Raw genomic sequence first — 12729 nt, 5'->3', positions numbered from 1 at the left:
TACAAGGTTAGTCTAAAACAATATAATGACGGGTTTAAAGGCTAAAAGTGTCACGAATCTGTAAAAAAAAGGGTTTTTGCGGCAATAAATACCACAAGGAGAAAACAACCTGAAGCTTTGGTAATGTTAAAGAAAATGGGTTAATCCTGATTTTTGACACTTTCAAAGAAAACCGGCCAGAATGGGTCCTGCTCCGGCATTAAAAGAGGCTCTGTTCTTCCGTCTCTTCTTTTGATTGTTTTTTTAGTCATATCCTCAGTTAAAATTCCAATTACTGATGCAGGAATGTTATTTTCTTTAAGTTTTTCAATTAATCCATCTGCGTGTTTTTCTTTCACTGTAATCAGAAGTGATCCTTCAGCAATTGCTGCAACCGGGTCTAAGTTAAAAAATTCACATACCATCCTTATCTCATCCGGATAAATGAATAATGACTCGTCTATCTCCATGCCGACACCACTTGCCTGTGCAATCTCAAAAAGACCTCCAATAACACCTCCTTCTGTAGCATCATGCATTGCGGTGATACCTCCTGCTGCCATTGCTATTTGTGCATCACGAACAACGGACATCTCTTTAACCATCTCCTGTGCTTTTTTTATCAGAGAGAGTGGATGTCTTTTAAGGAGGTCTTTTTCCCGAAGGACAGAAAGAATTCCTGTGGTTTCAACAGCCGGCCCTTTTGTGAGGATTACAGCATCTCCCGGCTTTGCACCTGCAGGTGTTATATAACTGTCTTTTGTTGTTATTGCAAATACTGTAATACCTCCTATTGTAGGGGCTGCAAATCCCGGATAATGTCCAGTATGGCCTCCGACAATTGCAATCCCGAGATCAGCTGCAGTATTATGAATGGAATCAACAACTGTCTTAAAATCCTCTTCTGAGAATTCAGGCGGCATTAAAAGACTATATGTCATATACTGCGGAGCAACACCCATTACAGCAATATCACTTGCGCCTATGTGCACTGAATACCACCCAAACATCTCAAGCGGCTGACCCGGGATTGCAAATACAGGGTCCTCTGCGATAATTAAAACCTTCCCGTCTCCTATGTCAATAACACCTGCATCTATTCCCGGAGCCGGAGGGACTATGACATTTTCACTCCATTTTCCAAGTTTGTTCTTTAGAACCGATGAAAAAAGTTCAGGATTAATTTTTCCTATTTTCATATTATATCTCTCCTGTAAGAATGTGCAATAGAGAGCATCTCCCCGACAACAGAAATCGGGTCTTCTCCAATAAGTACAGTAACAGGCTCTTTTCCAACCGCACCGGTTTCATAGAATATATCCGGAACCCTGCCGCCCGCAGCACGGACAGCCTCAGCCACTTTCCATGGCATGGATGCTCCCTCAGCCTCTTTTATCTCGTCCGGCTCGTGACTTCTGTCAATGACGCTGAATACCAGGCCATTATGCCGGCAGTAGCCCTCAAGCCATTTTGCAATGTCCGGGTCATTGGCAAAGTCGATTCCTGCCCTTATTGATGGCTTTGTCTTTCTTATTTCAAGCATAAGGCGCGCCATATGACTTGATGTACCAAACCGTGGTTTTCCTGCCGCCTTAGGCATCCCGTCAACCACAGTAATTCTTCCGTCAATAGCGAGCACATCACGGGGGTTCTCTGACTTTTCTTTTGCATACACCAGATTTGACCTGACTTCCGGAATTAAAAAAGCAAAATTCTTACATGATTCAAGCATCTCAAGAGCAATGTGCATCCGGCCAGACATCTCTATTAATTCATCCTGATTGTTCTCTGTCATATCATATATCTCCTGTAATTAATCTCCATAACAAACTGTTTTATCAGTATTTTGCAATTTTTTTTCACAAACTTCTTTTTTTAAATCAGAATAATGTCAGTTAAAAAATATGCATTATAAGTATTTCACAATTGTGAAGTCCTATGGTGGCAATAAATATTCTCAGGATATAATCCGGCAGTTTTAGCCGATAAATATACATTTTTAAAGCTTATGCCGGAATTAATAGAGTATGAATTTTGAGGAACTCAGGCATGGAACTGAGCTTATAAAGAGAGGATTTGCATCCATGCAGAAGGGAGGGGTAATCATGGATGTTGTGAATGCAGAGCAGGCACGAATAGCAGAGTCTGCAGGTGCAGTTGCTGTTATGGCTCTTGAGCGGGTTCCGGCTGATATCAGAAAGGCCGGCGGAGTTGCGAGGATGGCTGACGTTTCAATTGTTGAAGAGATTATTGATGCGGTCTCAATTCCTGTTATGGGAAAGGCAAGAATCGGCCACTTTGTTGAGGCACAGGTTTTAGAGACTGTTGGTGTTGATATGATCGACGAGAGTGAAGTTTTAACGCCGGCCGATGAGGAATACCATATAGATAAGATAAAATTTACAGTCCCTTTCGTATGTGGTGCAAGAAACCTCGGAGAAGCCTGCAGGCGAATCAATGAAGGCGCTGCGATGATACGTACAAAAGGAGAGGCCGGAACGGGAAACGTGGTTGAAGCCGTAAGGCACATGAGAGCAATAAGTGGAGCTATCCGGACACTTGAAGGGATGAATTATCAGGAGTTCGCTGCATATGCAAGGAAAATAGAGGCGCCCCTGGATATTATTAAAGACTGTGCCAGATTAAAGCGTCTTCCTGTTGTGAATTTTTCCGCTGGTGGTATTGCAACTCCTTCTGATGCGGCAATGATGATGCAGCTTGGATGTGACGGTGTCTTTGTAGGTTCCGGAATATTCAAGTCACAGAATCCTGAAAAGATGGCTCTCGCAATCGTTGAGGCAGTCAATAACTATAGCGACCCTGCTATTATTGCAAAGGCCAGCCGCGACCTCGGCGATGCAATGCCCGGACTTGACGTTCACACATTAAAGGAAGACGAGGTGTTATCTGTCCGTGGAAATTAAATCAGAAATTTCTGCTTCTTTTAATTTAGATCTTAATACTGATCCCGAAGAGCAGAATAACACCTCTAAATCTGCTCTTCTCGTAATGGGCTGTCCCCAGGTTCCTTTACAGACAACAGCGGTCCTTTATATCGCGGCAAGACTTAAAAGGGCCGGTATAAATACTGTAATTGCAGGAACGCCTTCAGCAAGACTGCTTATAAAATATGCTGATTTTGAAGGTCACTATATAGATGAAATTAAAGATCTTGACCTGACAATAGAAGCAATTGTAGACAAAGGAGAAAGATATCCATTATGTTTTGTTTTTATTCACAATGATGCAGGAGTGTCATATGCCGCAACAATGGATTCCATAATGAAATCTGCTATCTATCCTGTTATTTTTGGGAGCAATGCAGAGGATGTATCTGCTCAGATTACATTTGAATGTGAGAAGATAACTGCGGTTGCGGCTCATAATCCAAAACCGTTCATTAACGCCATTAACGGAGTGATGGAATGGGATGCTTAGATAAACTTCCATATGAGGTGCTTCTAAGGCATTCCAGCTTTTCTGAATGCAGGGATTATCTTAAGAAAAATTACAATGAGATTTATACGGTAGCGCCGGGATACAAAATATTCGATGTGCATATAATAGGTGTTCCTCCTGTTACAGTCGCTTTGGATGATAATATTGTAATATTTCCCTTCACAAAACCCTGCCACGGTACTTTTCTTGTAAGGGTTGAGAGTGAGGAAGAGGCACAAAGACTTAGAAAAGGGTCAAAAAAGATATAATTTTATATCTTCATTATTTTTCTAAAATTTACTGCAGGCACTGCTTTGAGGCACAACTTGCCGGATTTTTCCAAAAAAAATTATTTTATATCAAAATTTGCTGATAAATCAGCAGTTAAATCATTACTTTTCGTATAAGTGATGATGAGTCCTGACATGTTAAAAAAAAATATGCAAAAGTCAATAGAAATATTGTATAAAACCGGACTTTTGCAGATATATTGTCGATAGTAATTATAAAAGATAGGAAAAATTATTTTAAAATTTTAAATTACCAAAGAGAGGTGATATTTACGACATCAATAAAACTTGAAGATATATCAATGGTCTACGGAGTGAACGGGAAGAGTCATACAGCCCTTTCAAATGTTAATCTTGACATAAAAAACGGTGAATTTATATCATTAATAGGTCCTTCAGGCTGTGGAAAGAGTACAATAATAGACCTGATTTCCGGGATAAAAGTTCCAACCAAAGGCAGAATATTCATAGGAGATGAACCAGTGATAAAACCAGGTCCGGAATGCGGAATAGTATTTCAGGATTATTCATTATTTCCATGGATGACTGCATATGAAAACATTTTTTTTGCAGTTGAACATGCAAATAAAAATCTTTCAAAAGAAGAAGTGAAGAAAACAGCACATACCTATCTGGATCTTGTCGGACTATGCAAATTTAAGGATGCATATCCCGGTACGCTCTCCGGAGGTATGAAACAGCGTGTCTCAATTGCACGAATGTTTGCCATGCACCCTAAAGTGTTTTTAATGGATGAACCCTTTGGAGCTCTGGATTCACTGAACAGGATTTTTATGCAGGACCTTCTCCTGCATATGTGGTCAGAAGGAGAATCAAGAAACACAGTACTCTTTGTAACACACGATGTGGATGAGGCGCTTTTACTCTCGGACAGAATCGGGATTATGTCATCAACTCCGGGAAAGATAGAAGAGATAATTGATATTCCCTTCTCACGTCCAAGATGCAGAAAAAGTCTTAGTGGAACTGAGGATTACATCAAACTGAAACAGTATCTATTCTCAGTGTTGTACTGTGAGATGCAGGAGATAATAGAGAGTCAGCAGGCGCAAAAGGAGGCCTTATAAATGAAGTTTAAGCTGAATAAAACCGGCATTCTGACATTTGTAATCCTGATTGCGGTATTTATACTTACAGTGGCAGTTCCTGATGCTCCATCACAGTCTGTTGATGACAACAGTGCATTTTTAGCCGTGCTAATTCTAATTCTGGCAGCATTTATAATTGAAATCTACAGAAAACCCAAAGAGACAGAGAGGATTACGGATATATTTCTAATATTATCAGTTGTCATCTTTTTATGGGAAGTGCTAATCGGAAAACTGATTTTATTGGACCCTTTCCTGTTCCCAGGCCCTGCACGGGTATTTGCCGTGTTTCAGGACGATTATGAACTGATAATAAATGGTTTGTTCAGCTCTCTGACGTTTCTTGTGGGGGGGTACCTGCTTGCACTCGCTCTTGCAATTCCGGCAGGCCTTTATATTGGATGGAGGAAGAGACTGTTTAATGTCGCGTATCCTATCTCAAAAGCCATATCTCCGATACCTCCTACGGCATATCTTCCGTATTCCATCGTTTTACTCCCAACATTTTCAGCAGCATCAACATTCCTGATATTTATAGGAGCATTCTGGCCGATATTGGTTGGAACAATATTCGGAGTATTTGGGATTGACAAGAGACTTATCAATACTGCAAGAACACTTGGTCTTTCAGAGAGAGTCATGATGAAGGATATTCTTCTTCCGGCAGCACTGCCATCCATATTTTCCGGTGCAATGATAGCTCTAATCATCTCATTTATTACGCTGACTGTGGCAGAGATGATTGCAGCAACATCCGGTCTCGGATGGTATATCATCTACAATCACCAGTTTGCCAATTATGATATGGTTGTTGCCGGAATAATCGTTGTAGGAGCGGTTGTAATGGTTATTACATATTTCTTTGATCGGATTCAGGCATACTGTCTTCGGTGGCAGAATATCTAAATCAAATTTTTTTACCTAAGGAAAATAAAAAAAAGCACAAAGCTATTTAGTAAAAAATTCACAATTGTTAATCACTAGGTAAACTAAAATTTATAGGGCAAACGATAATGAAAACAACGGTTTTCACAGGTTTGGATAAAAAATTACAGGGAAAATTATCGAATAAACATACCTCTGTTATTGAAGAACAGTAATCATCAAAATTAAAGAAAAATGTCAGGATAAATAAATGAAGGATGAAATCGCTTTTTCCAGCAAAACAGATAGTTACCGTACATTTATCGATCCGAAAGGAACCGGACATATTCGTATACTTAAGCGTGTGAGTTTCAGAACGCTTGTCTCACTGTTTAGAGAAATATATCCGGAAATTGTAAAAGTCTCACCTGCAAATCCAAAAATTATAATTTATATCTCGAACTCGCTCTATCAGGAAATGTTAGAAAACATAAATGAGCTGTTATTATTCTCTCAAATCTGCCTTGAAAGTTCGCTTGAGATAGAAATAATTTAGTAACAGCCTCTGGCATATATTGCCGCAAAAATAAAAAAATTTAGAAAAAAGGCCATTATTGCCGAATTGTGATGCTATTTATCTGTTTTTTACCTATTTGTACATAGCATTTTCATGTTGATTTGATTTCTGCATCAAAAACGTCCGTGAAATTATATTTCATGCAACGGTTTCATGAAAGTTTCGAAGTAACTTTCATGTAAAATTTATGATGCAACCGGAATTAAATCCATATTTCCCGCTCTTAATGCAGGATATTATGAATATGCTCTAAAATACTGTCGAAAAAATGCTTTTTCAAATGTGGAGAAGAAATGAAAAAAGAATTTATATTTGTAATTGTGGTTGCAGTTGTTGTAATTTTGCTGGCAGCAGTAATTGTCGTCACAGGATTTAATTCAGACCTGACTAAAGATAAGGAGAATCAGACAACTGCAGATAAACTGCGGATTGGATATCTTCCGACAAACGGGCATGCTTTAATCTTTGTTGCCCAGGAAGAGGGATATTTTGCAGAAGAAAATCTGGATGTTGAATTATTTGCATTCCAGAACAGTGCTGAGGGTATTAATGCAATTATTGCCAATAAAATTGACATTGGCGGATTTGGGCCGTCACCGCTGGTTTATGCTTCAAAAGGAGCAGAAGTAACAGTTGTCGGCGGTCTGATGGGCGAAGGTGCAGGTGTTATTGTTAAACCAGAAAATGCTGACAAGTACAAGAGTCTTGAGGACTATAAAGGAAAAACTATAGCAACTGTTCGTATGTCATCAGGTGATATATTTTTCCGTGGTGTGTTTTCAAATGCCGGGATTGATATAAAAGAGGATCTCACAATTCAGGAGATTGAATCACCTGCTGCAGTTCTTGAAGCTGTAAAATCGGGCAAAGTTGATGCAGGAATTGTCTGGACTCCATATATGGAGATGGCAGAGAGTCAGGGATTAAAAGTTATTGCATACTCTGAAGAATATTATCCAAAACATCCGTGCTGCCGTATTGCGGTTCTGACTGATAACATAAATACAGACCGGGATTCATATGTGAAGATGTTAAAATCGCTTATAAGATCTTATAAGTTTATCCATACAAATCCCGATGAAGCTGTGGATGATGTCTCAAATTATGTAAAAGTGGATAAGAGTATCTTAAAAGAAGCAATGACTAATGAACATTCATATCTCTCACCTGACCCTAACAGGCAGGGAGTCTTAACGACATATGAACTGTTAAAGTCCATTGGATACATTGAGGATAACGGTGTTGATATGAATGATCATATTGATGTAACACTCTATGGGCAGGCACTGGATGAAATATTGACAGAATATCCAGATGATGAGTATTATCTGAGCATGAAAGCTGATTTCAATAATCTGGATAAATAATCCTTTTTTTTAAATTTACTGAATTATTTCCTGCCTGGAAATTTTATTCTTAGATAATTTGCGGCAAAGAGTGCCGCAATCATCTGAAAATTTCTAAAACTGGCAAATATTGCTTTAATATTACACTTTTAGCAATTATAGCCGAAATAATTTCTGATAGTAATGACAAGAAGAAAAGCTGACTGCAGCAGTTGCCCAAACCAGGCCTGCTGGAGTGAAAATCCAGGAGAAGGGCCTAAATTTTGTCCGGGAAAGACAAAAATGGAAGAGGTAAACTCAGCATATGAGATTTACCAAACCGATCCAGAGTCCGGAAAAATGGCAGTCGCTGCCGCCAAAACTGAAGGCAGAAGCTATATGAAATGGACAAGGGTTGAGGATACAATCGACTTTGCAAAAGAGATGGGATATAAAAAAATAGGGATTGCAACATGCATCGGCCTTATGGCAGAAGACAGGATTCTTCAGAAAATTCTTACTGCTCACGGATTTGATGTAGTGTCTGTATGCTGTAAATGCGGAGCAATCGGCAAGGAAAAAATTGGTCTCCTGGATTCTGAGAAGGCAAAACCAGGAACATTTGAGCCAATATGTAATCCTGTTGCACAGGCAAAAATTCTCTCGTCGGCAGATACCGAGTTTAATGTTCTGCTTGGATTATGTGTAGGGCACGATTCGCTTTTCACAAAATACTCAGAAGCACCTGTAACCACACTTGTTGCCAAAGACAGAATTACATGCCACAATCCAAATGCCGTCCTTCACGGAACAAGTTTTTACTATAAGAGGCTGCTATCACTATGAATATTAAAAAACGAATTATCTCGGGATTATTAGGCGGAAGAACGGACAGGGTACCTTTATGGCTGCCTGTTGTCGCTGTAACTGTCGAAATGATGGAAAAGTCTAAGACTGAATGGCCACAGGCTCATTTTGAAGCTGAGGCTATGGCCAAACTTGCAGCTATGCCGTGGCAGCTGGCAGAACTTCCGGCTGTGACAGTCCCGTTCTGCCTTTCACTTGAAGCTGAGGCTCTCGGATGTGAGATAGATAAAGGAACATTAAACCGGACACCGTCAGTAAAAAAACCGGCATTCAAAACACCTGATGAGTTTGCTGTTCCTGAAAATCTACTTGAGACGGGAAGAATTCCTGTTGTTTTAAGAGCTCTTGAAATCCTAAGTGAAAAGATAGGAGACGAAGTTCCAATTAATGCCAAAGTTACAGGTGGATTCACAATTGCTGGCAGTATCTTTGGAGTGAATAATTTCATTCCGTGGATTAAGACAAATCCTGATTACGCACTCGAAGCAGTGGATTATGCAGGAAGTGTCACTAAAGAGCTTATTGGTGCATTTGAGGATCACGGGGCTGATATCATAAGCATATCCGATCCCACATCATCAGGAGATCTTTTAAGCGGTGAGCAGTACAGGGAATTTGTCCTGCCCTTTCACAAAACCTATGCTAATATGGCTAAAAAACCTTCTGCTCTTCATATTTGCGGCAATACAAAGGAGTTGCTGCCTTATATCAGGCATTCCGGATTTGATGCTTATTCGTTTGAAGAAAAAGTGGATGTTTTAGAGGCGAAAAAAATACTCGGTGATGATATTTCTCTTATTGGAAATATATCGCCTGTTGGAACAATGCTTCAGGGTAACCCTGAACAGATAAAGGTTGAAGTATTGCAGGCAATTGCAGACGGAATTGATGTTTTGTCATCCGGATGTACTTTGTCGCCTTTAACACCGCTTGAAAACATTCATTCACTTGTGAGGACGCAGACGGAGTATCCTGTTAAAAAAGATGATGAGACAATTGTCAGAGAATTTCTAAGGGGATTATCAGAAGGTGTTAGAGGATGAAACCGTTTACAGTCGGATATATTGCAGGCCTCAAGTTAAAGGAAGATAAAGGAGAGTTTTTCACTCTTCTTGCAGAGGCATTTTCTGAGAAGGATGATGAAGAAGAAGTTTTCCCGCTCTCAAATCCAAACAGCAGCATTCCTGCCTCTGAACCTTTCCATTCGCTTGCACTATCAGTTATAGAGGGAGATGAGACCAAGGCAGAAAAACTTACGGAGAAGGCAGTACAAAATGGTGCAGGGCCTCTTGAGATAGCTGTGAAAGGTCTTTTGGCAGGTATGAACGTTGTCTCAGAGCTTTACAATCAAAAAAAGGTCTATGTGCCCGAGATGCTTCTTGCAGCACGTGCACTTCAGGCCGGAATAGATAAGACAGGATGTACTGAGAATCTGCTCTCCAAAAAAGGTATTGTCCTCCTGCATACAGCAGAAGGGGATCTGCATGATATCGGCAAAAATATTGTTAAAGCAATAGTTGAGGCAAATGGTTATCAGGTAATTGATCTTGGAACTTCGGTTGAGACAAATAAGGTTCTGGCAGCGATTCGCAAGCACAGCCCTATTGCAGTTCTTGGTTCATCTCTAATGACCTCTACAAGGATGGCTTTCCTAAGTACTGCAGATACTCTTAAAGATAATTCAATTACAGTTCCGTTTATAATAGGCGGCGGAGCATGTGATGATGTGTTTGCATCCCAAAAGAACAATCTAAGGTATGCGAAAAATCCAACAGAACTTGTAAAAATACTTGATTCTATTAATCGGACGAAGAGAGAAATATGATATTGAATTATCCGGCTGCCTCACCGGTAAAGAAGATAATCTCTCTCTTTCCTCAATTATTTTTAAAATCTGTTTTTAAAAAGAAATTTTATTTTAACTGGCCATATTAATTTCCACTATATCTGTGGATGAATCAAATCCAGCCCTTCGTCAACGCATCTTAAACAGGCTGTTCCTGCACATTTTCCTGTGTTAATTTCAAACCAGGTGTCTTCTTTGGTAATTGCATTATTCGGGCATAAGCCTTTAAATTTACTTATATCTGTATCATTATTGGATGCTTTCACTCCAAATGCCGGATTTACTGTTTTGATATTATCTGTTGCCCATTTATCCGGCAGAAGAACAATTTTTGGTATCTGAAAATTTTTTTGACTCTTTTTGTATCTTCCTTCACACCAGTATGAAAGTTCCTCCAGGAAATACTGCTGAAAGACTTTGCTTGTAGAAAATGATACGTATTCCGCACTGTCGGCGATATTCTGCAATTCTGAAATATTTGTATCACCGCAGGCAAGACTGCATGCAAGCTGAAGTGATGTATTCCCGTGGTTGAAAATTGTCCCGGCACTTTGAGGAATTATACCGACATCCCTTGCATTCAGAGGGTCTGCAAAACAGCCGGCAGTGCCTGAGATGTTGCATGTTGCAATATCATCCACACTTATTCCAGCATGCTCCGCAAGCGAGTGGTAGCCGCTTCTTATCGCACCAAATGCTTTTCCGGCCTCTATGAGATCAGTTTCTGAAAAATCAATTTGGTCCTGCAGGAAAATTTTTTTAGAAGGAGTGTAAATATTTGGAGGCTGTATTATTCCTGATGAAAGTCCTGCCGCAACAATTGCTATTACTCCTGTTCCAGTTATACCCTTTGCATTTACCAGACCTTTTTTGATGGGAGCTGCTTTATGAAGATTCACTGTGTCTCCGTTTGACAGATTCATATTTTCATCAAGGATTTTAATCTTCCATCCCCAGTCATATTCAAGACCTGCGATAGCTCCGGTTGAAGCAGGCATTCCATGGCGAATCTGCTGTCCTTCTATGGCGGGTCCTGCTGCTGCTGAACCCACATAGATTTTATCCCCTGCCTTTAGCGCCATCTCTGCATTTGTTCCTAAGTCGATGGAGAGTGTCGGTTTATTCTCAGGGATTATTGAGTTATAGATAAGTGCAACTGCGTCAGCTCCTACCATTGCAGAAATTGATGGCGGTATTAAGAGATCGCATGAGATATCAAAGCCGAGATCGGCTGAATATATAACCTCAGAAGTTCTTATCGGTGCTTTGATGCCTTTACGCTTCAATACCTCCGGATTTAAAAAGAGATCACGCGACTCTGTTCCTTTTAGAAGTGATATCTGCCCCGGGTTTGCACAGACTGCAATTTTAATTATTTCTTTTGACGGATCAAATCCGTCAATAAGATTATTTATGGTATTTACAAGCAGTTTCTGAGTATTCCTAAGACCGGAATGATTCTGAAAAAGTAGCTGATCGAGAATGTTTCTGCCCGGGATTGGGTGATATGCGGTCTGTATTTTGCTTATTGCACTTTTTTCATCACAATTAAGAAATACAGCACGAATCCCGCTTGTCCCTATATCAATTGCAGCTGCATATTCTGTCATAATTCTGTAATAATATTTGACGGGTGCTAAAATAATTCAGACAATTGCGGCAATTATTGCTTATTTCTCTCCTCCCCAATCTGTCACATAAATTTCTCTAAAAACGGTTCATGAAATTATATTTCATGCAACAGTTTCATGTAAGTTACGAAGTAACATTCATGTAAAAATGTGCGTGAGTCATATTATTTAATCATTCAGGAACAGGTAAAAGAGAACCAAAGTCCTGATGAATTAGTTCACAATTCATTATTTTCCCTGAAAATCATCATATTCTCCAAAATATCACCACTGGTAATTATAAAGTATCAATAAAAATGAGTAGTAAGACTTAACAATTGTGAACTTCAATATTATATTGGTTGATTAGACTATGAGTGATCGTTTTTGTTGTAAAAACACAAAAGAATGAGGAGAAAAACCGTAATATCGGGCATCTGCCTCCGTCTGTAAAGCTTGTATACAAGACACTTGAACTGAACGGAAATCTGACCCAGAAAGATCTGATATCTGAGACGACACTTCCCTCAAGAACTGTTCGTTATGCCATAAAAAGGCTTAAGGATGAGGATCTCCTGATTGAAAAGCATTATTTTATTGATGCCAGACAGAGTCTTTACGGGTTGAATTTATTATCGAAAGAGGTTATTGTTGCATGATGCCCTCAAATATTGAGGAATTGTTCGCTTGTCGGTGAACAATTGTACATAACTCATTTCATTTAAGCAAATTATCTCAATTCTTTATACTAATTCTAATTAAATTCAGTTTTAATCCTTTTAAAAATAGATTATTATGATATTTCCTGAGATTTAATTCATAAG

At 39.4% G+C, this 12729-nt stretch carries 14 protein-coding genes; 11 read left to right on the top strand and 3 right to left on the bottom strand.

All coding sequences use genetic code 11. From position 1 onward, the window contains the following. Positions 1 to 140: 140 nt before the first annotated feature. Both L1994_RS02285 and L1994_RS02280 read right to left on the bottom strand, forming a co-directional pair. Positions 141 to 1178: an AIR synthase family protein gene (locus tag L1994_RS02285; RefSeq protein ID WP_278100078.1), complete on the bottom strand. Its 1038-nt coding sequence runs from the start codon at positions 1176 to 1178 to the stop codon at positions 141 to 143. Continuing rightward, entirely contained in the window at positions 1175 to 1774 is a 600-nt protein-coding gene (locus L1994_RS02280; RefSeq protein WP_278100077.1) for a thiamine-phosphate synthase family protein, read from the bottom strand. Before L1994_RS02280 ends, L1994_RS02285 begins: the two co-directional genes overlap by 4 nt. A gap of 232 nt (positions 1775 to 2006) precedes the next feature. On the opposite strand from L1994_RS02280, the gene pdxS reads away from it, so the two are divergent. From pdxS to L1994_RS02230, 10 genes are all read left to right on the top strand, one after another. Beyond that, positions 2007 to 2903: a pyridoxal 5'-phosphate synthase lyase subunit PdxS gene (gene pdxS / locus L1994_RS02275; RefSeq protein ID WP_278100076.1), complete on the top strand. Its 897-nt coding sequence runs from the start codon at positions 2007 to 2009 to the stop codon at positions 2901 to 2903. Continuing rightward, entirely contained in the window at positions 2893 to 3417 is a 525-nt protein-coding gene (locus L1994_RS02270; protein ID WP_278100075.1) for a DUF1890 domain-containing protein, read from the top strand. The genes pdxS and L1994_RS02270 overlap by 11 nt, the downstream gene beginning before the upstream one ends. Further along, positions 3405 to 3686, top strand: a complete 282-nt coding sequence (locus tag L1994_RS02265; RefSeq protein WP_278100074.1) for a DUF1894 domain-containing protein — start codon at positions 3405 to 3407, stop codon at positions 3684 to 3686. The genes L1994_RS02270 and L1994_RS02265 overlap by 13 nt, the downstream gene beginning before the upstream one ends. Positions 3687 to 3970: 284 nt before the next feature. Next, on the top strand, positions 3971 to 4795 hold the full coding sequence (locus L1994_RS02260; RefSeq protein ID WP_278100073.1) for an ABC transporter ATP-binding protein: 825 nt from the start codon (positions 3971 to 3973) through the stop codon (positions 4793 to 4795). Continuing rightward, on the top strand, positions 4796 to 5722 hold the full coding sequence (locus L1994_RS02255; protein WP_278100072.1) for an ABC transporter permease: 927 nt from the start codon (positions 4796 to 4798) through the stop codon (positions 5720 to 5722). Between the two features lie 229 nt (positions 5723 to 5951). After that, a complete protein-coding gene (locus L1994_RS02250) occupies positions 5952 to 6236 on the top strand; it encodes a hypothetical protein (protein WP_278100071.1) in 285 nt (94 codons plus the stop codon). 314 nt (positions 6237 to 6550) lie between these two features. Next, on the top strand, positions 6551 to 7624 hold the full coding sequence (locus tag L1994_RS02245; RefSeq protein ID WP_278100070.1) for an ABC transporter substrate-binding protein: 1074 nt from the start codon (positions 6551 to 6553) through the stop codon (positions 7622 to 7624). Positions 7625 to 7786: 162 nt separating this feature from the next. Then, complete coding sequence (locus tag L1994_RS02240; RefSeq protein ID WP_278100069.1) at positions 7787 to 8428, top strand: DUF1847 domain-containing protein; 642 nt, start codon at positions 7787 to 7789, stop codon at positions 8426 to 8428. Beyond that, positions 8425 to 9492: an MtaA/CmuA family methyltransferase gene (locus tag L1994_RS02235; protein ID WP_278100068.1), complete on the top strand. Its 1068-nt coding sequence runs from the start codon at positions 8425 to 8427 to the stop codon at positions 9490 to 9492. Before L1994_RS02240 ends, L1994_RS02235 begins: the two co-directional genes overlap by 4 nt. Next, a complete protein-coding gene (locus L1994_RS02230; RefSeq protein ID WP_278100067.1) occupies positions 9489 to 10274 on the top strand; it encodes a cobalamin B12-binding domain-containing protein in 786 nt (261 codons plus the stop codon). Before L1994_RS02235 ends, L1994_RS02230 begins: the two co-directional genes overlap by 4 nt. Before the next feature lie 116 nt (positions 10275 to 10390). Here the strand turns inward: L1994_RS02230 and L1994_RS02225 are convergent, their stop codons facing one another. Further along, the gene (locus L1994_RS02225; RefSeq protein ID WP_278100066.1) at positions 10391 to 11905 is read right to left on the bottom strand and encodes an ASKHA domain-containing protein; all 1515 of its coding nucleotides are present in this window, start codon (positions 11903 to 11905) and stop codon (positions 10391 to 10393) included. Positions 11906 to 12282: 377 nt separating this feature from the next. On the opposite strand from L1994_RS02225, the gene L1994_RS02220 reads away from it, so the two are divergent. Then, on the top strand, positions 12283 to 12564 hold the full coding sequence (locus L1994_RS02220) for a winged helix-turn-helix transcriptional regulator (protein WP_278100065.1): 282 nt from the start codon (positions 12283 to 12285) through the stop codon (positions 12562 to 12564). Positions 12565 to 12729: the final 165 nt, after the last annotated feature.

It is taken from the genome of Methanomicrobium antiquum, assembly GCF_029633915.1.
Lineage (GTDB): Archaea > Halobacteriota > Methanomicrobia > Methanomicrobiales > Methanomicrobiaceae > Methanomicrobium > Methanomicrobium antiquum.
This window is presented reverse-complemented; position numbering and strand designations above follow the sequence as displayed.